Raw genomic sequence first — 19,143 nt, forward strand, 5'->3', positions numbered from 1 at the left:
AGACGGAATCTGTGCAGCATGTGCGAGCTAAACGGGCGCACAGATCGCCGTCTTCGCGCATGTCAATCCCCGCTCATGCGGCAAGTCGCCTCAAAAGCCACTGGTCACAAAGGCGTTATAGCTCCACCAGGCATACCTAAACGCCCACTCAGTGGGCGTTTAGGGATGGATTGTGGTGCTAAGTCGCTCCTGCGGCCAACGATCTTCGGGTTGATTCACACCTTACGTGCGCCTTCACAGCCTTCCGGGCGCCGACCTGTGTGCCCGTTCAATCCGCTTCTCGGCGCTGGATTCCGTCTGGTTTAGTAATGGGGCGGAAGATTCCCGCCAGTGCGGAGCTTCCAGCATTTCAGGCTGTGCACGTTGGCGACGAATACGGGAAAGCGGGTCGAAATACCCATCACGAATCAACATCAAACGCCCACTGATGACTGTTCTGGAAACCGCTATGGAGAACTGGTGGACGCAGGCTGGGACCATTGACGCCGAGACCGGGTTCGACAGTCGGGTGAGCCCCGAGGCCGTGCAGGCCGGCTGACGCTGACGACTTGGTGTCACCGCAGGGCTTCGGCCTGGAGGTCCCGACCGGCGATCAGGCAACCCTCACTGGGGCGGGCACAGAAGCAGGTCGAATGCATTGCAAGTCCCTTTCGTAGACGTCCCCCAGAACGTCTATGACCTGGATTCTGATGTCCAGCACGGAGAGTCTCTCGAGAGCCTTGGGGCCGAGAGCGAGCAGTTCCATACCCTCCTTGCTGACGTTGGTCAGCGGCACGGCCGCACCCGAACCGAGGTGCAGCATGAAGTAGTCGTCGTCCCAGTTGAGTTCCAGCGACGCCAGTGATTCGATGGCCGTGGCCCAGGACACCCAGCCGGAGGGGATGGCGGCACTGCCCGAGCCTGTCGAGGATGCCTGGATCCGGTAGGCGACGGATCGGACCACGGCTCTGCCCCCGCCCGCGTTGACCAGGGAGACCGTCCTCAGCGAATTGCTCAGTTCGCCACTGCGCCCCTTGAACCCAGACCAACTCAGTGCGGGCTGCATGGTCTGGGAGAGCTGGCTGCGAGTCAGGATGATGCCGGCCAGTAAAGCTACTACGGCTGCGCATGTCGAGGCGTCCAGCACCGTGAGCCGCCACGGCCAGTCGTCACGGACGTTGGCATTCAGATTGGCTTTGACGATCTCCCAGGTCAGATTGACCAGGGTGAATACGAGTAACGCTCTGGGCCACCGCAGCGTCCTGCCGCTCGTCGAGATCCGCCGTTGGTCCCACTGTGACTCTTCCACATGCCCTCCCGCATCCTCGTCCTCCCACCATGCAGCCCGCCATGTCCGGGGTGCAACAGTGCTGGATCGGGGAGCGCATGGAGCCATGGTTTGGCTGGTCTGCGCTCAGCATTCCGGCGCACATGGCATGCCATGGGGAACGTCCGGCGTCGGTGCTCTTAGGCCCAATCGAGCCCGAGGGCGGCCAGCGCCCAGAACTTGTCCACGGTGATTTTGCCGCGCCTGGCCTTGGTGTTCGACAGGAATACCCGGAGTTTCACGTCGTGTTCCTCGCCGTCGATGACGACTGTCTCTCCGTGACCTCTGGGGACGGTCACGGAGCCTGTACGCGCCTTGTACTGCGCCCCAGGGCCGCAACGCCCCGCTCTGTCCCGTGCGTGGGTGAACGAGGGCTCCACCCTGAAGGCCGTTTGCGTGACTGGAGCGTCACCTTCTGCACGCGGACACGCAACGTGTGGTGCGATGTCCACGTGAAATCCGGGGGTCGGGCTCGGAAAGCGACGCCCGCCCTGGATCCGTGGACGGTTGAAGGGAAGCCCATGGTGCTCCGTGCGCTGGCCGCGACTGGTGTCGCCACATCATTGTTCGGCTCGTCGGCCTTCGGCGGCAACCCGTCCCCGCCGCCGGACCGGATCGTCATCGACACCGTGGCGGTCAACGGTTCCGGCTGCCCGGCGGGGACGGCCGCCGTGACCGTGTCCCCTGACAACACCGCCTTCACCGTCACCTACAGTAACTACCTCGCCCAGGTGGGGCCCGGGTCGGCGCCGACCGACCGGAAGAAGAACTGTCAGCTCAACCTGCGAGTGCACGTCCCCGGTGGCTACACCTACGCGATCGTGTCCGCCGGCTACCGCGGCTTCGCGTCACTGGCGCCGGGTGCGTCCGGGACCCAGCGGGCCAGCTACCACTTCCAGGGCAACGCCCACACCACCAACTCGACCCATCACTTCAAGGGCGGGTTCAACGGCAACTGGCAGACGACCGACACCGTGGACGTCGCTGCCCGGGTCTTCGCCCCCTGCGGGGAGGAGCGCAACCTCAACATCAACACTGAACTGCGGGTCGAGCGCGGCACTTCGAGCCCGAGCGCCACCAGCTTCATGGAGATGGACTCGACGGACGGCAGGATCGAAACCGTGTACCACCTGGTCTGGAAGCAGTGTCAGTGATCTCCTGGCGCTGCGATCGGCGGATGCGTCCAGGCCAACGGCTCTTGTAATCGGTGGTAGCACTGTGTGGTGATCACTGGAGGAGAATGCGCTGGCGGAGCAGGGGTATCTCGGCTCGCCCGTGCATCTGCCTCTTGCGGCACGCGAGCCGCCGAGTGACATCAAGAGTCATTAACGTTGATCAAGCCGACACCTCCTTGAGTGACTCCCGAAGTCACCGACAAACGACTCCCGACGAGGGCTCTGGGCCACTTTCTGTGGTTGCGTACGCAGGGTGACTGTTGATCTTCGTGTGATGCCGGTTGAGTTCGCCTGAAAATCGCCCGGCTGGAATGCGGTGTGGTCGACAGTCCTTCGCCGTGAACGAAGTGTTGCCGCAGCTGGATGAGCTGTTGTTTTCCTCAGTCGAAGGCGTGTCCGTGGAGTCGGTCGAGGTGACCGACACGGTCGTCCGGGTCGAGGCCCGGACGACCGCCGAGCGGGCGGCCTGCCCGGGGTGCGGATATTGGTCGGTTCGAATACACGGCTCCTACCTGCGGTTTCCTCGCGACCTGCCGACGGCGGGCAAGTTCGTCGTGGTGTCGTTACGGGTGCGGCGATTCGTCTGTGGGGAGGATTCCTGCCCGCGCAAGACCTTCGCCGAGCAAGTACCAGGGCTCACCCGCAGGTTCGGGCGAAGGACCGAGCGGCTGCGATCGGTGCTGGTGTCGGTCGGACTCGCGCTCGCAGGCCGAGCCGGCGCCCGAATGACGGACGCCTTCAAGGTCCCGGTCAGCAGGAACACCCTACTGAGGGTGATCGCCTCGCTTCCGGATCCCGTCGCTGCCGCACCCCGCGTGGTCGGCGTGGACGAATACGCGCAGCGCAAGGGCCGTATCTACGGAACTGTGCTCGTCGACGTCGAAACACGTCGTCCCATCGACCTCCTGCCTGACCGGGAGGCGGACACGCTCGCGGCCTGGCTCGCCGAGCGGCCCGGCATCGAGATCGTCTGCCGCGACCGAGCCCCCTTCTTCGCCGACGGTGCCACCCGCGCCCCGCAGGCCATCCAGGTCGCCGATCGGTGGCATCTCTGGCACAACCTGGGTGAAGCCGCAGAGAAGTGCGTCTACCGGCATCGCGGCTGCTTACGTCCTGTTCCGGCTCCGGATGAACCGGCAGGAGGAGGAGCCGGCCACGTTGTCGCCCTGGCCGACAGGGCACCGGTTCGCCGAACGCGCCCGCGTAAAGCACGCCACCATCCACGCTCTCCTGGCGGCCGGGCACAGCAAGCGATCCGTCGCCCGGCAACTCGGCATGAGCCCAAACACCATTCTGCGGGGCCCTGACCCCGGATTTCTTCTACTACTGGCGACGCACCGCTGCTGCGCGGGCGGCCCGCAAGGCCGCCGACGACCGCCTCGCCGCCCGGATACGCAACGTCCACCGGGACTCAGACGGCACCTACGGCGCCCCGAGGATCACCGCCGAGCTCCGCGACGAGGGCGGCCAGGCGGTCAACCACAAGCGCGTCGCGAGGATCATGCGGACCATCGGCCTCGGAGGGGTCCGGCTGCGGCGCCGGCACCGCACCACCATCGCGGACCCGGCCGCGGTGAACACGAAGTACGTCGGCGACATCACCTACCTGAGCGTCGGCGGCGGGAAGTTCTGCTGCCTCGCGACGGTCATCGATCTGTGTTCACGGCGTCCGGCCGGGTGGGCGATCGCCGACCACATGCGTTCCGAACTCGTCACTGACGCCCTCGCCGCCGCGATCCGGACCCGCGGCAGCCTCGCCGGAGCCGTGATGCACACCGATCACGGAGCCCAGTACACGAGTCGGGCCTTCGCCGACGCCTGCCGCCTCGCCGGCGTCCGCCAGAGCATGAGCGCGGTCGGCAGCAGCGCGGACAACGCCGCTGCGGAGTCGTTCAACGCCAGCTTCAAAAGAGAGACGCTGAAAGGACGAAATGGCTGGTCAAACGAGCGCGAAGCCCGACTCGACGCCTTCCGCCGGCTCCATCGATACAACACCCGACGCCGACACTCCCACCTCGGCCGGCGATCCCCGCTTGCCTACGAGGACGCCTTCCACACAACATCAACTACCCTGACCCGAGCCGCATAGACGTGTTCAAACTCCGAGGTCAAGGCCCCCAGCCGGGCCAGACGGCTCGCCCCCGGCAGCAGCACCCGCCTGATTTTGTCGGGGTGAACGGGAACCACTGCATCGGCGAGATTGGGAGCCACTTTGCTCCGTCCGTGGCGAGGATGGGCCCGACACAATTCCATGATCGTCAACGTGTTCGGGAGCTACCTCTATCGGGTGACGTCACGCCTGCGGATGTGGAGAGAGTGTCCGCCGTGATCCGGCGGTGTTTGGCGATAGCTTGTGTGTCACCGGGCCCTGTCGGTCCGTGTCCCTGACAGGCACGGTGCGAAAGGGCCCGGCTCCGTTTTTCCGGCGGGTATGAGGCCGGGGCTGCGCGGTCTCCGGCTTTGGGGGTGGGCTCGCGCAATCGTCTGTCGCCGGCTGCCGAGTGCGTTCGGCGGCTTCCCTGCCTTGATGCTCAGTCGTGAGCCACCGCGGGGGTGTTGAACGAGATCCAGACGTCAGGAGGCAAGTCGGGCCGACCTGGTATCGGTCTGCGTTCCTCGGTCCATGCGTCGTCGGCGATCTCCGTGGCGACGCGACGCCAGAAGTGCACCGCGGCGATGTTGGCGTCCTGAAACGCGACTTCCCACGAGCCCGGGTGCCTGGCCGCGATCTCCTGAACAGCGTGCAGCCCGATCCCTGTCCGCCGCGCGCCGCGCACCACGAAAAAGCTGTTCAACACGCGCGTCGGGGCGGTCAAACTGCGGACGAACGCGAATCCAGCAAGGCTGTCACCACTTGTGAGGAGGTATGGCACCCAGTCGGGCTCAGAGAAGGCCATGTGGAGCCGGTCGCTGCGGAAGGTTCCGTCAGTGTTGGGCAGCAGATCGTCGAACTCCGACATGTCATGGCGGAACATCAGCCATAGCCGCTCGACTGTGGGGCGGTCGGCGGTGCCGGCGGGGCGAATGGATACGTCTGGCACGAGACTCCTTTTTCAGGGGTGGTCAACCGGCGAGCTCCACATGCACGGATCGGCAGTACCGAGGCTCGGGAGTGACGCCCGTTTGATCGGCGCTGGTCCCCGGACAAGTGGCCCCAGGCATGAAGAAAGCCTCCCCGGCGGATGTTGTATCCGGGCCAGGAAGGCTCACTACTGGTGGAGACCTTAGCAGGTGAGCGAGTTCGAGCTCCCTGTCTGTGACGGGCGCGGACGGAGCGAGATCACCGGGGTCACGCAGCTCGTCGGCCCAGAGCAGGGTCTGGACAACGAGTACTTCATGCCGTGGGCGCAGCAGCGCCAGGCGCTCCCGGCTCCTGATGGCGATCTTGGAAACGCCCACGAATCCGGTTCGGGCGAGGGCCTCGACGAGCTTCCCTGTCAAGTCTTTGTGTTCAGTCTCAGCGAGTGCTTCGTAGCCCTGAGAGGCAGGTGTTACAGCCGGCGCATTTTTACTTCGGCCTCGTGTAAGCCCGTAGCCGTTCCTCGCGGCTTGTCAGACAACAGCTCGCACATCGCACCGCCTCCGCACTCGTGTAGTACAGACAGCAGGTGTTGCGCAGATAGACCAGCCGCTCCTGGCAGTCCGGCGCTCGTCGGACCCGTACTACCTCGTCCAGCGTCGCGAGTCCGCCAGGTGCGGTGTCCACGAACTGCCGCCAGCGGGCCGCCAGCAGATCCACCCGGGTGCCGTACGCGCACAGCGCCGTGGCGCAGCCATGGGCGATCCCTCCGCTCAACTGCCTGGCCCCGGCGCGGGTACGACGGTGCAACGCATCGGCGATGGGCAACAGATGCCCGTCGAGCACGGTGCGGTGCAGCAGCCGTACGGAGTCCTCCCCGGCCCGGGGCACCAGCAGCCGGGCCCTGCGCACCCGGACTCCGCCGATCCCGTGGGCGGCGGGGCGCACCAGGACATTGCCGGACCGCATATCCGGGACCTCGTCGTACAGCGCCCAGTGGAGCACGGCGGCGGCAGTGACCCAGCCCGCGTACACCGCCATCAGGGTCAGCGCGGTCGCGTGACCGGTGCGATGGCCGCTGCCGGTGCGCTCGCGCTCCAGCAGACCGGACAGCTCCACGCCCTCCGGATCGGCCAGTCGGTCGGCTGCCAGCCACAGCCCTGCTTCGCTCGCGGACGGTTCGCCTTCGGTGACCTGCCAGCGTGGCCCGTGCGGCAAGGGCGTCCAGACGGGGAAAGTGTCGTCACTCATGACAGCGGGAGGTAGACGACGTTGGGGGAGCCGGTGACCGGGTGCACGCCGATCCGGGTTCGTATCCCGTAGACCTCGGCCAGCAGTTCCTCCGTCAGTACCGCGTGCGGGGAGCCGGACGCCACCAGTTGTCCGGCGCTGAGGACGAACAGCCGGTCGCAGTAGGAAGCGGCCAGGTTGAGGTCGTGCAGCACCAGCAGATTGGTGGTGCCCAGCGTTCTCACCAGGCCGAGGATCTCCAGCTGGTAGCGGATGTCCAGATGGTTCGTGGGTTCGTCGAGCGCCAGCAGCCCCGGTTCCTGGACCAGGGCGCGGGCGATCAAGGCCCGTTGCCGTTCCCCGCCGGACAGCTCTTCGAACCGCCGGTCGGCCAGGGGCGCCGCGCCGACACGCCGCAGCGACTGGTCGATGCGGCGGGCGTCGTCGGCGTCGTCCTGCTCCCAGAACCGTTTGTGTGGGCTTCGGCCCATCGCCACGATTTGGCGTACGGTCAGGCCGAAGGTGCCGGGGCTGTCCTGCGGTACGACGGCGACGCGGCGGGCCCGTTCCTTCACACCGAGGGCCGCGGCGTCCGCTCCGTCCAACAGGACCCGACCCGCTGCGGGGCGCAGTGCGCCGTACACACAGCGCAGGAAGGTGGTCTTGCCGCTGCCGTTCGGCCCGACCAGGCCGACCGTCTCGCCGGGGGCGGCGTCCAGCGTGACCGCGTCGAGAAGGGTACGGCCGGCCACCTCGTAGCTGATCCCGTCGGCGGCGAGCGCCGTCGGGGACGGTGCCGGGCTCATCCGGTGATCCCTTCGGTACGGCTGGAGCGGCGCAGCAGCCAGAGGAAGAACGGGCCGCCCACCAGGGCAGTGATCACCCCGGCGGGAATCTCTTCGGGGGCTGCCACGGTCCGCGCCAGCAGATCGGCCAGCAGCAGGAAGACGGCCCCGCCGAGCGCGGCCACCGGCAGCAGTCTGCGGTGGGACGCGCCGACGATCATCCGGGCGGCGTGCGGAATCATCAGGCCGACGAAGCCGATCGCCCCGCTGTAGGCGACCAGCACGCCGATGATCAGTGACACCAGCACGAAGACCCCGGCCCGGAAGCGTCCGGGGTCCAGGCCGAGGCTGCGGGCCCCATCCTCCCCGGTCAGCAGCAGATCCAGCGGACGGGCCAGGCTGATCAGGAGTACGGCCCCGGCGCCCAATACCACGGCAGGCAGCGCCAGTTGGTCCCAACGGGCGCCACCCAGGCCGCCCAGCGTCCAGAACAGAATCGCCCGCACATGCTCGGCCCGCGAGGACAGCACCAGGATCAGGCTGGTGAACGCGGACAGCACGTACTGAATCGCCACCCCGGCCAGGATCAGCCGGCCCGTAGTCATGGTGCCGCCGCGCCGGGCCATCGCGTAGACGGCGACCAGCGCAGCCATGGACCCGGCGAACGCGGCAATGGGCAGGGCCACGTCGGTGGCCGCCCCGGCGCCGACCCCCATCACGACGACCACGGCAGCGCCCGCTGATGCCCCGGACGAGGCGCCCAGCAGAAACGGATCGGCCAACGGGTTACGCACCAGTGCCTGGAGCACCGTGCCCGACAGGGCCAGCCCGGCACCCACGACGGCCCCGAGCAGCACCCTGGGCAGTCGCACCTCCCACACGATCGTCGGGTACGCACCGGTGCGTTCACCACCCAGGACCGTACTCAGTACCTCGCCCGGCGGAATCCTTACCGGGCCGAGCGTCAGACCGGCCACCGCCGCCGCGAGCAGCAGCACCGTGAGAACGCCGATCACGACGGGGGGCGAGCGGAGGACGGACTTCGGACCGGGGCGGGCGAACTCCGCGCTCACGGAGTGCCGGGGTGCAGCTGCCCGGCCAGGTCCTGCACGGCGTCGGCGACCCGGACACCGAGCACGGCCGAGGACAGCGGGAGTACCGCGAACTTCTTGTTCTTGATCGCCGGCACGTCCGCGAGTGCCGGATCGTTCAGCAGCCGCTTTTTCTTGGCCGCCACCGTGGTGCCTCCGTAGTCGTAGATCACGACCACCTCGGGCCTGCGCTTGATGACCTGCTCCCAGGACACGTCGCCGAAGGTGGCGTCGAGGTCCGTGAAGACGTTCCTGCCCCCGGCGAGCCGGACGATCTCGTTGCCGATGCCCTTACCGCCGGCGGTGAACGCGGAGCTGTCGCCGGAGTCGTACACGAACACCGAGGGACGCGAGGAGCCCTTGAGCTCTGCCTCGACCGTCGCGATCTTCTGCCGCTCCTCGGCAAGCAGCTTCTTGCCGCGTTCCGGTACTCCGAAGGTCTTGGCGACTTCGGTGATCTCGGTGGCGAGCTGATCGATCCCGACCTTGCCCTTGGTGCAGTTCTCGATGTTCAGCCGGGTGTTGATGCCGTCCTTCTGGAGCCCCGCCCGGTCCTGGCCCTTGGTCTTGTCGAAGGCGCTGCTGTACCCGCCATAGACGAAGTCGGGGTTGGCGCCGAGCAGCACCTCCTTGGAGGGGTACCCCTTCGCGAGCACCTTGGTCTTGTCGTAAGCGGACTGGTACTCCGGCAGGATGCTGTCGTCCAGGTAGGCCGTCCCGGTCAGCCGGTCCTGAAGCCCGAGGGCCAGCATGATCTCGGTGACGTGCTGGTTCATGGTGACGACCCGCTTCGGCGGGGCGCGGAAGGTCGTCTTCGTACCGCAGTTGGTGACCGTGTAGGGGAAACCGTCGGCGGCCGGTGCGGCCTCTGCCTCGCCCTCGCCGTCCGTGCCGGAGCTGCATCCGGTGAGCGGCAGGAGAAGCAGCGGTATGAGCGCGAGTGGTACACGGCGGATCCGGGGCATGGCCGAGCCTTTCCGGGGGATGTCCTCGTCCCCTGGGTCGCAAGAGAAGGCGGCGTGGCCAGTATCTGGCTTCCGGGCTGCTGCAGCCCGGTCACAGTGGCGGGACCGTACCGGATTCACACCGGTTTCCTGACGCGCGTCGCCTGAGTTTCGGAGCCCATTCTGTCAGACCGCGTATTCCGACAGGGTGGCTTTGCACACGACGCGCGCAGCAGTTGTTCACAGCTACGGGAGGCACTCGCAGAGCGGCGAGGTCGATGTGAGCTGCCCTGAGGGCCCGGCTTCGTGTCCGGTCAGTCGGTCGTGGGCGGGCCCATGTGCAAGGACCAGTCGCCGGTGTATTCGTCCAAGTCGATCCGCAGGGGCTCCAAGGTGTCGGCGTCGTGGACATCGGCCCGGATGATGCGGCCGGTGCCCAGGTGCAGTGAGAACCGAAGCTGCCGGCCTATTCGGTTGGGCACCTCCAACCCAATGAGCGGCAGCGACACCCTGGAGCCGGCCTTGAGGGTCAACGGCAGCTCGATGCGCTCAGCCTCGTTGGCTGGAGCCATCAGCGCTACTTACCGCCCACCGCCACCGGACTGGGCAACCATCGCGTCGCTTACCTCGCCACCACCCAGTCCACCCCGAGCGCGGCCAACTGTTCGCGCTGCTCCTGGGTCAGGCCGGCCCGACGGGTCCGGGTGGTGGAGAGCCACACACCCAGCCGAACGGACGTCCCGTCAGGCAACTCCTCGTTCCAGGATCTGGCGACGACGACTTTCCCTTCCCGTTCCTTGTACGGCCGTGGGGACCCGCGGTACAGCCGTTGGCGCTAAGCGCTTGATCATGGCAGTCAGCTGCGGGTCTCGGCGTTCGGGTGGGGCTGGGCCTGGAGCCGTTCGCGCAGCTCGACCTCCTCGGCGGTGAGCGGGTCTTCGGGCTGGCGGATGCGGGTGGGCTTGGGCCGCAGCGGCAGGCCGTCGTCCACCGCGGCGGCCCCGGCTTCCGCGAGTGCCCGGTAGAGCGAGGCGACCGAGGGGGACTTGCCCGCGATTCTCCGAGGGCCGCTCCTGGCGCCTCTCGCTCTCCGCCGACGGCGCACGGACCGCCCGCCTCCCCGGGCCCGGCACCATGCTGGCCACCGCTGCCGGCCAGGACCCGGACGCGGCCGCCGCCTCCGCCTCCGCCTCCGCTCGGGGCACGGCCAGCGAGCTGGTCCTCATCCTGCACGACCGTATCCCGGTCAACTCCCTGAAGCTCGACGGCGACCGACGTCTCTTCGAGCAGCTCAGCGCCTGGGACCCGGATGAGTAGGACGTGACGATGCGCCACCTCGTACGCCCCGGAGCATGCCTCCCGCCAACGGCTACAACCACGCCGTGGTGGCCTCGGGGCCGCGGGGGGAGCAGACCGTCACGGCTGCGAAGCGGCTGACCAAGGCGGCGGGGGCCGAAGGCCGCTCGCCGATGTCGTTCTGCGCGAGGCGGAGGGCCGGCTGTCGGCGAAGCTGGAGGGGACTGCTGCGTCCAGATCCGCGCCCTGGTGCGAGCCCTGTACGAGCGCCCGGACCGCCTCACGGAAGCCGCTCCGGCCGCACACCCCTGAAAGAGCGCCGCCGTGCTCGGCTGCGGCCACCGCCAGGGCGTGCGCGTGGGCCTGCCGCGCCTGTGCCAGTTCGGCGCTCAGCGCGGCGAATCCAAGCTTCGCCACTCCGTGGCTGCCTGCCCCGGGCCGTCGGCCGCTTTATGCGCAGGGCGTGCGGGGTCTTACGTGCGGTCGGGAGAACGCCGGTCACGACGAGTCGGGTAGGCGGTGCGGTCGCCGTAGAGGTTCGCCTGGGCATCGAAGCGGTCGTAGAGGAAGCGCAGGAAGTGTTCGAGAATAGCGGTGAAGTAGTGGCTGTCGCTGGGCTTCCAGGCCGGACTGGTCTTCATGGTGTCGAGCAAGGCCAATAGCTGCTCGTCGACCCGGGCGTTGCCGGTAGGGGTGAAACCCCTGGTGAGCTCCTGTGCACGCCGCTCGAGCAGGTCGAGATCGTGTGGGTCGGCAGCGGCGTCAGTGCGGAAGAGTGCGGCGAGCGCTGGGCGGCCTTCGAGGAGTTTTCCCGGCACCCCCTCCTGGGGCGTTGCTGCGGTGGCCGACTGCCGACGCCGTTTCTGGACGGCCTCGTGCAGAGCTTGGGCGTCCGGGTGGCTGGTGAACCGGGGGTCGTGGGCGAGGGCTTGTTCCATCTGGTGCAGCAGGCCTTCGCTGCGTACGAACGGAGCTTCCAGGGCGGGGCAGATCAGGGCGGTGAGTCCTGGTGCGTCGGGTGCGGGGGTGTGGATGCTGCGGCTGGCAACGTAGATGTGCAGGAGTGGCTCTGTACGCGAGAAGGGACAGCAGATGTTCACCGCTTTGGGAGGCAGTTCCGAGGGCCGCGGCGTTCGAATTGTTCACGGGATGCGGCAGCGCCGGTTGCCGGTGCTCAGTGGCGGTACGCGGCTGTCGCGATCTCGACGAAGGATCGGATCAACGGGTTGGTGTCACCTTCGTTCCACACCGCGACCACTCGGCTCGGCGCCATGTCGATCAGCGGTACCACGGCCAGCTCTGCGGGCAGGTCGTGTCCGAGCGGGGCCAGGCCGACCGTGCCGTTCCACAGCACGGCCTGCAGGCATTCCTGGACGGCGCGCACCACTGGGCCCTCGCGCGGCCTGCCGCCGTTCCAGTACGACTGCCAGATGGGGTCGGTGCCCTGCGGGAACTGGAACCAGCGGCGGTCGCTCAGCTCGGCCAGCCGCAGCCGGTCGCGGCGGGCCAGCGGATCGTCGGCGCGCAGGACCACGCCGACCGGATCGGTTCGCAGACCACGCACCGTCAGGGCGGTCTCGTCGAACGGCGCCCGGGTCAGGGCGATGTCGACCAGCCCGGCGCGCAGCCCGCACGTCGGGTCGGTCAGGTCGGTGTCGCGGATGCGGATGTCGATGCCGGGGTGGATTCGGCGGTAGGCGGCGGCCAGCCTGGACACTCCCGGGTCGGTGCCATCGCCCAGGATGCCGACAGTGATGGCCGCGACGCCGGCCGCCGCGCTCACGCGTACACGGACGCGGTCGGCGTGGTCGAGTAGGGCCCGCGCTTCGTCGAGCAGCACCGTGCCCACCGAAGTGAGCGTGACGCCGGTGGGCGAGCGAGCGAAGAGCAGGGCCCCGACATCGGCCTCCAACTGCTTGATCGCCCGGCTCAGCGGCGGCTGACTCATGTGCAGTCGGGTGGCGGCCCGGCCGAAGTGGAGTTCCTCGGCGACCGCCACGAAGTAGCGCAAGGTCCGTAGCTCCACGCTGCAACGATACCCACGGGGTATCGGCGCTGCGGGATGGGTCTTGGACACTGGCGGGGTCCCGGCGGTGCACTCGTGAGCATGACCGAAGAAGCGAAGACCAGCGAGCCGCAGGCCGACCCCGCCGTATCGGTGGTGGGTCCCGGCGACGGCGAGACGATCGTTCTGGGCACCACGCGCATGCGCGTTCTGGAGGACGGCAGCCACACTGGGCACCGCCTCGCGATCGCCGAGTCCGTCCTCGCCCCGCACACCCAGGGACCGCCGCAGCACCGCCACGCCCAACACGACGAGGGCTTCTACATCCTCTCCGGCACCGTGCGGTTCACCGTCGGGGACGAGGACTGCGATGCCACCACGGGCACGCTCGTGATGGTTCCGCCCGGTACCCCTCACACCTTCGCCAACCCGACCGACCAGCCCGCCGTCATGCTCAGCACATTCACCCCCGACCTGTACGTGCAGTACTTCCGAGACCTCCAGGAGGTGCTCGCCGACGGCCGGCCGCTGACGCGACAGGCCAACATCGACGCGATGAGCCGCTACGCGACCGAGCCCGCCACCGACCTCGCCTGAAGTCGAAGGATGCTGCTGGCCAGATTGCATGCCCGGGCGGATGCGGCCTGCGTCGGCGGCGCGGCCTGTGGGGGAGCCCCGGGTGACGCGGCCCCCTGGCCCTGGGGCCTAACGAAGCATCGTGTGACTCGGGAAATGCAGTAGTCGGTCGGCTGTTTCAGGGGTGCTGCACACCGCTGGACAGGTGCCACGCAGCGGAAGGTGTGCCGTCGGCGTTGAGGCCGTAGGGCCACTGGGCGGCAACCTGCTCCGGGAGCCATGGGCTCTCGCTAGGGGTATCGAAGCTTGGTTCGTCGAAGACCCCGCCGTCAGCGGCCTGGCGCGCGTACTCCAGACTCCGCAGCGCCACGTTCACGCTGGGGCGGCTCAGCCCCAGCAGTTCACCGAGGGTGGCCTGGTCCATCGCGATGCGGCCCCCGGCTCGCTGCGCCTCCGCAGCTTGAGCAGCGCCCGGTAGGCAGCGGGCGGCAGGTCCACGGATGCACGGCTGTGTACCTGCGGATCGACGCTGGGCGCGGACATCCAGGTCAGATGGGGAAGGGAAGGCCACGTCATGACGTCCGCTGCCGAGGGGGCGATGAGCCTCTGCGCGATACCCCACAGCCGCCACACGGGAACTGGAGCGGGGCGGCTGACGTGTCCTCGGTCCCCTGGACGGGGACTCCACCGTCGTCGGACGGCCCTGTACACCGCGATTGTCGAGAAGGCTGGCGAGCAGCCGTCGGGGGGTTAGAGCCTGTCAGGGCGATCATGGGCGCCCGTCGCGCAGCCGCCGGGCTGACCTCTATGGGGCGGCCCGGTCTGACGACTCAGGAGTGACAGAGTAGGTCGAGGACGACGGCCTCGGCGTCGAGGCCGTCGAGATAGCGGTTGGCTTGTTCCCAGTGGCCGTCTGTGTCCGCGTCCATCCACGCGCCATCAAGGGTGACCAGGGCGAAGCCGGGCACGGCGCACCGGACCGACCACAGTCGGGCTTCCTCGTGTTCCTGCGCGAAGTATGCGACCGGGTCGTTGAGCAGGAACGACGTGTCAAAGTGCGGGTCTCCCGCGACGGCGCGCTGGGCTACGTCCTGCACCAGCGGCTGGGCCAGATGCTCCTTCCTGGCGTCTGCCAAGGAGTACCTTTCCGGATCGGCCTCGTGGCGAGTGAGGAAGTCGGCGAGCGGGCGGGCCGGCGGGTGTATCGCGGTCAGCTCGGTCCAAGCGGCGAGCAGGGCGTCATGCGTGCGCGCTGCTCGTTTCCGCATACCGTCGAAGTCGAGCAGACCCCGAGGCCCGCCGTAGCATTCCAGCGGCCCGAGGGCATCGAGCTTGGCCTTCCTGCGCGGCACGGTTGAGGCCGTGATGAGCCTGCGGTCGCCGTCGTGCGGAGGCAACACGAGGTAGGCGCTGCCCGTGCTGGAGTGGATGGCCCACCAGTCCCAGTGGCCGACCGGATTCCATTCCTCGGTGAGGTTGGCGTTGTAGGGCGCCATAGTGGCAGCTATCGCTTGTGGAACTTTCCGAGGCGCGGTCGGCGGCAGGCACACAGTGGTGAAGAACTTGGTCATGCCCGGGAGCGTAAGCCCTGGGATGTGTCCACCCGTGTGACTGTCACCTCGTCGGATCGTTGTCTCGGCCATGGGGCGGGGTGATCTGACAGATCGGTCCGGGCAGACCGCGCAAGAAGCCTGACAGGCGTACAGCAATAGGCCCTGCCGGGACAGCCTGCGCCGCCGAGGCATCCGGCACACCAACCCGGAGAAGACCGACAGCCAGGCCGCCCGCCAGCTCAAAGGCTCACGCGGCGGACGGCCACCCGGCTTCGACAAGCAGCGCTACAAGAAACGCAACACCGTCGAGCGAGCCATCAACAAGCTGAAACAGTCCCGGGCCGTGGCCACGCGATACGCGGCTACGTCTACCTCGGCACCGTCACCGCCGCAGCCCTCATCATCTGGCTCCGCACATGATGGACCAGACAGGCTCTAGCGAGGGCCTGTCTCCTTGACCCTCTACTGGCCGGGGCGCTTGCGGATGGTCCATGGTGGTGCCGTCGGGACTGCGCCCGAAGGCGGCCTCTAGAACGGCGGGGACGTCTGCCTCGGGGACCGTGGCGCGCACCTCCGCCAGGACATGACGGAAGGTGTCATCATCGATGGCGCCCATGTGCTCCTGACGGAGTTGGTAAATGATCTCGACGAGTTCGGGCCTCAGCCGCATCCAGGCACGGGAGGTGCGGATCTCTTCATCGACCTGGTGCATGAACCAGCACATGACCTCATAGGGAACTTCCACGTGTGGCCCGCGCGGGTTGAAGCACACCGTCGGCTCCCGTGCCGGATCCTCATCGGGGACGACTGCGGTCACGAGATTCCGTTGCCCGGCCACGAGGTCCAGTTCCAAGTACCAGGCGTCATCGGGTACGGAGTACATCGCGGTGATTGCGTAGTCGCCGTCGGGGTGTCGGAAGGCCATTGCCGCATGCTGTCACGCTGGGCTGGGGGCGTGCCTCTCCAATTACGGGACCCGGCGTTCCTATCTCCGGGTCCATATGAGGATGGCGGCAAGGCGGAGTGCTGCCTGGTAGGCGATGGCGAGCTTGTCTGTTCGCATGGCCAGGCCGCGCCTATGTAGAAGCGTTCTGCGGAGGCGAGGTCCCGCGAGGGGCGGGCCACGCGGATGTGGCTCGTGGAGTCGATCACGCCGAGCGCTTCAGAGCGGCACGCCATACCGGGCTGTCGACGTAGTGGTTGTCGAAGCGTTCCGCGGAATCGGCGATCTCCTTCGGGTCGGCCTCACCGCGCGTCACCCGGCCGAGCAGGCGCAGATAGTCGAACCGGCCCATGCCCGGGGTGAACACGAACAGGACGTCGGCCTCGGCGCCGGGCGCCGCCGCGAAGGCATGCGGGGTGTGCGGCGGCACCGCCAGGAAATCGCCCGTGTTCAGGACGGTGACCTCGTTTCCCACCAGCACCTGCAGGGACCCGCTGATCACGAAGAACAGCTCCGTCGCCCTGGTGTGGAAGTGGGCCGGCGCCCCAACGGCCCCCTTGCTGAAGGTGGATCGGTAGCTTGTGAAGCCGCCGCCGGCGCCAGTTGCGTCCGAGTCGGCCAGCAGGGTCATCACACTGCTCGGGTCGGCGCAGGTCTCAGCGTCCGCGTGGCGGGTCAGCACCGCCTGGAGAGTGGTGGCGGGGGTGGTTTCCTCAGTCATGATCACGACTCTACGGTCCGAAGTGCTCCACTGAGCAGGCCATTCCAGCACCGGAGAGTTGGGCCAATTACCCGGTGGAATGGGGTGTCTGACCGGACCGGCGACGAATGGAGAAGCCTGGCCGCCCGGGTCGTGCCCGGGCTCACCTGAAGTTCCACCCTGCGGGCGTTGACCCGCTTGTGGTCCCAGGTGGACTCGGACAGGAAGAACTGCAGCCGCTGCACCGAGGGGTGCTGGGCCCCGACGACTGGTTCGGTGCCGGCCAGGCAGGTCAGCGTCTTGTTGCGGTTCCGCGGCAGCAGCAGCCCAGTCAGGTACTCGCGGAACCCACGGCGCTGTGCCAGTGTGGAGAACAGGTCATCGAAGCGTGCGGCGTAGGCTTCCAGCGGGCCCGGTGCGGGCGGACACGGCAGACGACGGGTCATCACAAGCCCCCAGGCGGCGAGGCAACGTTCCTCTGCTACCGACCTACTACGGCCCTGACCCGCAGTCAACAAACCACCGCTAGGGCATCGCACGCCCAAAATCCCCCTTCGACTCGGAGTTCTGCACCCTCATGGCTGCCTTCCTGCACGGGATCGGCCGGTTCGCCTTCCGGCGGCGCTGGCTGGTCGTCCTCCTGTGGACACTCGTTCTAGCTAGGCGCCGTGGGCGCCGGCGCCGCCAACAGTTCAGGGCCTGCCAGCTCAAGCATCACGCTGCCCGGCACAGAGGACCAGCGAGCCTTCGACCTACTGGGGGAGAAGTTCCCGTCCGCCAACGCCGACGGCGCCACCGCCCGCGTCGTCATGCGGGCCCCCGACGGGGAGAAGATCAGCAACGCGGAGCACAAGGCCGCACTCGAAGCGACCTTGACCGAGGTCAAGGAGTCCTCCTCCATCGGCCAGGTCACTGATCCCTTCGCAACGCAGGCGGTCAGCACGGACGGCACCACCGCCTACGCGCAGGTCACCTACACCGCCAACGACACGGACCGACGGCGATCACACCGGTCTTGAGAAGGCCCTGGAGGCGGGCCGTGACCAGGGACTGACGGTGGAGGCCTCCGGCAACGCGCTGGCGCCCCCTGCGGAGAGCCACGCGGCCGAGGTCGTCGGCTTCGCCCTGGCCGCAGTCATCCTGGCCATCACCTTCGGCTCCCTGATCGCCGCCGGCCTTCCCCTGCTCACCGCTTTGGTCGGAGTCGGCGTGAGCCCGGGCCCGCGGCCAGGTCGGCGGACGCCGCCCCAAGCTCACCCCGGACCCGGCCGAACTCGCCCAGCAGCTCTACGACGCCCGCGAGAAGACCGTCCAGCAGATCGCCGACATGTTCGACGTGCCCCGCTCCACGGTGTACGGACACCTCGACAAGACAAAGACAGTGCCCCCAGCCGAAGAAGACCGCCACCGCGAAGCCCTGAAAGCTACCGGCGGGTTACTTGTTCCCTGGTGTCCGAGCTGGGACCAACAGGGCCATGCTGTCCGGCGTGGCACCGAGTGACAGCTATGTCTCCGGAGTGTTGCCCGGCATGCTCGTCACGAGCCTCGGATGCGGACTGAGTCTGCCCGCTCTGACCGTCGCCGCGCTCACGGGCACCACAGAGGAGAATGCCGGACTCGGCTCGGCCGTCCTGAGCTCCGTTCAACAGGTCGGCGGCGCCGTGGGGGTGGCGGTGCTTGTCGCTCTGGCTTCGCGCCGAAGCGACGCCCTGACCGCAACGGAAGGCTTCTCAGTCGCGCTCATCGTCGCTGCCGCCCTCCTTATGCTCGGTGCTGTCCTCATAGGCACCTTGCTTGGGAAGAATCGCCCAGAGGATGCGCTCGACGCCGCAGAAGCTCCGGCCAACCACGCAAACCATACGTAGCCACCACTGTGGTCGACTCCTTTCGGTACGTGCCCGCTCACCGGGCAGCTGCCGGGCGCCCGCCGGTCACGAGGTCGGGGCACAGCGGCCGTGACGAGCTGCAGACGGGCGTCCGGGGTGGGCGGGTCCGAGGTGCAGCGTGACCCGGCCCATGGTCGCCATAGGCACCACCGTCACCGCTCCCACTAACGCACCGCATACCCCCTCACCGTATGATGAGTGGGTGGAATCCGAGGCGACGAGGCGCCCGAGGGCTGCGACGTGGTGGGGTCGGTTTGTGCTCGCCGTCGCGCTGCTCGTCGGCATCGTGCTGATGCACGGCCTCGGCCACCCCGGCGAGCATGTGGATGCCACGCACGTATCAGGCGGGCATGTGGCCGCCGCAATGGAGCATGTGGTGGCCGACGCCGGCCATGCCACGCACCCTGATCCCGCCCCCGCGCACGGGGTCGGCTTCGCGGGCGTGTGCCTGGCGGTGCTTGGCGCCGGGGTCGGCATCGTGCTGGCGGTCCGTGGCGCGCTCGTACGACGAGGCCGACGCTGTGCGGCCGACGAGCCGCCGACTGCCATGCGGCTTGCCTATGCCCTCTGTGTGATCCCGCCTCCCGGGTCGCCCAAGTCCCTGCTGACCCGCCTCTCGTTGTTGCGCGTATAG

General features: G+C 67.9%; 24 protein-coding genes, 6 pseudogenes and 1 riboswitch. Of the genes and pseudogenes, 11 read left to right on the forward strand and 19 right to left on the reverse strand.

All coding sequences use genetic code 11. The annotated features are described in order from the left end of the window. Positions 1-592: 592 nt before the first annotated feature. Together IEZ15_RS38985 and IEZ15_RS38990 are read right to left on the reverse strand one after the other, a co-directional pair. Positions 593-1,288, reverse strand: a complete 696-nt coding sequence (locus IEZ15_RS38985; protein ID WP_189281755.1) for a hypothetical protein — start codon at positions 1,286-1,288, stop codon at positions 593-595. Positions 1,289-1,446: 158 nt separating this feature from the next. Beyond that, positions 1,447-1,605, reverse strand: a complete 159-nt coding sequence (locus IEZ15_RS38990; protein WP_229846424.1) for a hypothetical protein — start codon at positions 1,603-1,605, stop codon at positions 1,447-1,449. Between the two features lie 222 nt (positions 1,606-1,827). Between IEZ15_RS38990 and IEZ15_RS38995 the strand changes: the two genes are divergently transcribed. From IEZ15_RS38995 to IEZ15_RS39005, 3 genes and pseudogenes are all read left to right on the forward strand, one after another. Next, positions 1,828-2,460 (forward strand): DUF4360 domain-containing protein, encoded by a 633-nt coding sequence (locus IEZ15_RS38995; RefSeq protein WP_189281756.1) that lies wholly within the window; start codon positions 1,828-1,830, stop codon positions 2,458-2,460. A 359-nt stretch (positions 2,461-2,819) separates the two neighbouring features. Further along, entirely contained in the window at positions 2,820-3,788 is a 969-nt protein-coding gene (locus tag IEZ15_RS39000) for an ISL3 family transposase (RefSeq protein ID WP_189281757.1), read from the forward strand. An 11-nt stretch (positions 3,789-3,799) separates the two neighbouring features. Continuing rightward, a pseudogene (locus tag IEZ15_RS39005) lies at positions 3,800-4,570 on the forward strand (IS3 family transposase); the annotation flags it as partial. 442 nt (positions 4,571-5,012) lie between these two features. Here the strand turns inward: IEZ15_RS39005 and IEZ15_RS39010 are convergent. From IEZ15_RS39010 to IEZ15_RS39050, 9 genes are all read right to left on the reverse strand, one after another. Continuing rightward, positions 5,013-5,522: a GNAT family N-acetyltransferase gene (locus IEZ15_RS39010; RefSeq protein ID WP_189281758.1), complete on the reverse strand. Its 510-nt coding sequence runs from the start codon at positions 5,520-5,522 to the stop codon at positions 5,013-5,015. Between the two features lie 22 nt (positions 5,523-5,544). Beyond that, the gene (locus tag IEZ15_RS47440) at positions 5,545-5,922 is read right to left on the reverse strand and encodes a Ku protein (protein ID WP_189281759.1); all 378 of its coding nucleotides are present in this window, start codon (positions 5,920-5,922) and stop codon (positions 5,545-5,547) included. Positions 5,923-5,989: 67 nt separating this feature from the next. Beyond that, positions 5,990-6,751 carry a (2Fe-2S)-binding protein gene (locus tag IEZ15_RS39020; protein WP_189281760.1) on the reverse strand — a complete coding sequence of 254 codons (762 nt, stop codon included), beginning with the start codon at positions 6,749-6,751 and terminating at the stop codon, positions 5,990-5,992. Further along, entirely contained in the window at positions 6,748-7,536 is a 789-nt protein-coding gene (locus IEZ15_RS39025) for an ABC transporter ATP-binding protein (protein WP_189281761.1), read from the reverse strand. The genes IEZ15_RS39020 and IEZ15_RS39025 overlap by 4 nt, the downstream gene beginning before the upstream one ends. Beyond that, entirely contained in the window at positions 7,533-8,588 is a 1,056-nt protein-coding gene (locus IEZ15_RS39030) for a FecCD family ABC transporter permease (RefSeq protein WP_189281762.1), read from the reverse strand. Before IEZ15_RS39030 ends, IEZ15_RS39025 begins: the two co-directional genes overlap by 4 nt. Continuing rightward, positions 8,585-9,571: an ABC transporter substrate-binding protein gene (locus IEZ15_RS39035; RefSeq protein ID WP_189281763.1), complete on the reverse strand. Its 987-nt coding sequence runs from the start codon at positions 9,569-9,571 to the stop codon at positions 8,585-8,587. The genes IEZ15_RS39030 and IEZ15_RS39035 overlap by 4 nt, the downstream gene beginning before the upstream one ends. 39 nt (positions 9,572-9,610) lie before the next feature. After that, a riboswitch (cobalamin riboswitch) is annotated at positions 9,611-9,761 on the reverse strand. A 103-nt stretch (positions 9,762-9,864) separates the two neighbouring features. Then, positions 9,865-10,122: a hypothetical protein gene (locus tag IEZ15_RS39040; RefSeq protein ID WP_189281764.1), complete on the reverse strand. Its 258-nt coding sequence runs from the start codon at positions 10,120-10,122 to the stop codon at positions 9,865-9,867. A 50-nt stretch (positions 10,123-10,172) separates the two neighbouring features. Continuing rightward, positions 10,173-10,376: a helicase associated domain-containing protein gene (locus IEZ15_RS46585; RefSeq protein WP_268250491.1), complete on the reverse strand. Its 204-nt coding sequence runs from the start codon at positions 10,374-10,376 to the stop codon at positions 10,173-10,175. 30 nt (positions 10,377-10,406) lie between these two features. Next, positions 10,407-10,655 carry a hypothetical protein gene (locus tag IEZ15_RS39050; RefSeq protein ID WP_189281781.1) on the reverse strand — a complete coding sequence of 83 codons (249 nt, stop codon included), beginning with the start codon at positions 10,653-10,655 and terminating at the stop codon, positions 10,407-10,409. Positions 10,656-10,684: 29 nt separating this feature from the next. Here IEZ15_RS39050 and IEZ15_RS47445 point away from each other — a divergent pair, with 29 nt between their 5' ends. Continuing rightward, positions 10,685-10,867 (forward strand): hypothetical protein, encoded by a 183-nt coding sequence (locus tag IEZ15_RS47445; protein WP_373302724.1) that lies wholly within the window; start codon positions 10,685-10,687, stop codon positions 10,865-10,867. Positions 10,868-10,966: 99 nt separating this feature from the next. Here IEZ15_RS47445 and IEZ15_RS39060 read toward each other — a convergent pair whose 3' ends face one another. From IEZ15_RS39060 to IEZ15_RS39070, 3 genes are all read right to left on the reverse strand, one after another. Further along, positions 10,967-11,263, reverse strand: coding sequence for a hypothetical protein (locus IEZ15_RS39060; protein WP_189281766.1), 297 nt, complete (start codon positions 11,261-11,263; stop codon positions 10,967-10,969). A gap of 56 nt (positions 11,264-11,319) precedes the next feature. Next, positions 11,320-11,946 (reverse strand): hypothetical protein, encoded by a 627-nt coding sequence (locus tag IEZ15_RS39065; RefSeq protein WP_189281767.1) that lies wholly within the window; start codon positions 11,944-11,946, stop codon positions 11,320-11,322. A gap of 74 nt (positions 11,947-12,020) precedes the next feature. After that, positions 12,021-12,872, reverse strand: coding sequence for a LysR family transcriptional regulator (locus tag IEZ15_RS39070; RefSeq protein ID WP_373302725.1), 852 nt, complete (start codon positions 12,870-12,872; stop codon positions 12,021-12,023). Positions 12,873-12,953: 81 nt separating this feature from the next. On the opposite strand from IEZ15_RS39070, the gene IEZ15_RS39075 reads away from it, so the two are divergent. Then, positions 12,954-13,448: a cupin domain-containing protein gene (locus IEZ15_RS39075; protein WP_189281768.1), complete on the forward strand. Its 495-nt coding sequence runs from the start codon at positions 12,954-12,956 to the stop codon at positions 13,446-13,448. A gap of 157 nt (positions 13,449-13,605) precedes the next feature. Here IEZ15_RS39075 and IEZ15_RS45800 read toward each other — a convergent pair whose 3' ends face one another. Both IEZ15_RS45800 and IEZ15_RS39085 read right to left on the reverse strand, forming a co-directional pair. After that, positions 13,606-13,851, reverse strand: coding sequence for a hypothetical protein (locus IEZ15_RS45800; RefSeq protein ID WP_229846426.1), 246 nt, complete (start codon positions 13,849-13,851; stop codon positions 13,606-13,608). 406 nt (positions 13,852-14,257) lie between these two features. Beyond that, the gene (locus tag IEZ15_RS39085) at positions 14,258-14,998 is read right to left on the reverse strand and encodes a hypothetical protein (RefSeq protein WP_189281769.1); all 741 of its coding nucleotides are present in this window, start codon (positions 14,996-14,998) and stop codon (positions 14,258-14,260) included. Between the two features lie 124 nt (positions 14,999-15,122). Between IEZ15_RS39085 and IEZ15_RS45805 the strand changes: the two are divergent. Continuing rightward, a pseudogene (locus tag IEZ15_RS45805) lies at positions 15,123-15,400 on the forward strand (IS5/IS1182 family transposase); the annotation flags it as partial. On the opposite strand, the gene IEZ15_RS39090 reads toward IEZ15_RS45805, so the two are convergent. The 3 genes and pseudogenes from IEZ15_RS39090 to IEZ15_RS45810 form a co-directional block, all read right to left on the reverse strand. After that, positions 15,381-15,905 (reverse strand): hypothetical protein, encoded by a 525-nt coding sequence (locus tag IEZ15_RS39090; RefSeq protein WP_189281770.1) that lies wholly within the window; start codon positions 15,903-15,905, stop codon positions 15,381-15,383. The pseudogene IEZ15_RS45805 and the gene IEZ15_RS39090 overlap by 20 nt on opposite strands. A gap of 223 nt (positions 15,906-16,128) precedes the next feature. Beyond that, the gene (locus IEZ15_RS39095) at positions 16,129-16,644 is read right to left on the reverse strand and encodes a cupin domain-containing protein (RefSeq protein ID WP_189281771.1); all 516 of its coding nucleotides are present in this window, start codon (positions 16,642-16,644) and stop codon (positions 16,129-16,131) included. A gap of 128 nt (positions 16,645-16,772) precedes the next feature. Next, positions 16,773-17,069 (reverse strand): annotated as a pseudogene (locus IEZ15_RS45810) (IS701 family transposase); the annotation flags it as partial. A 222-nt stretch (positions 17,070-17,291) separates the two neighbouring features. Between IEZ15_RS45810 and IEZ15_RS39105 the strand changes: the two are divergent. From IEZ15_RS39105 to IEZ15_RS39120, 5 genes and pseudogenes are all read left to right on the forward strand, one after another. Further along, on the forward strand, positions 17,292-17,642 hold the full coding sequence (locus tag IEZ15_RS39105; RefSeq protein ID WP_373302726.1) for an MMPL family transporter: 351 nt from the start codon (positions 17,292-17,294) through the stop codon (positions 17,640-17,642). Between the two features lie 37 nt (positions 17,643-17,679). Next, positions 17,680-17,781: pseudogene (locus IEZ15_RS47450) on the forward strand (hypothetical protein); the annotation flags it as partial. A 133-nt stretch (positions 17,782-17,914) separates the two neighbouring features. Continuing rightward, positions 17,915-18,124: pseudogene (locus IEZ15_RS39110) on the forward strand (hypothetical protein); the annotation flags it as partial. Then, positions 18,099-18,488: pseudogene (locus tag IEZ15_RS39115) on the forward strand (MFS transporter); the annotation flags it as partial. The pseudogenes IEZ15_RS39110 and IEZ15_RS39115, both read left to right, overlap by 26 nt. Before the next feature lie 223 nt (positions 18,489-18,711). After that, positions 18,712-19,143 (forward strand): DUF6153 family protein, encoded by a 432-nt coding sequence (locus tag IEZ15_RS39120; protein WP_189281772.1) that lies wholly within the window; start codon positions 18,712-18,714, stop codon positions 19,141-19,143.

Origin of the sequence: Streptomyces atratus, from assembly GCF_014648655.1 — a bacterium.
In the GTDB taxonomy this organism is placed as follows: domain Bacteria; phylum Actinomycetota; class Actinomycetes; order Streptomycetales; family Streptomycetaceae; genus Streptomyces; species Streptomyces atratus.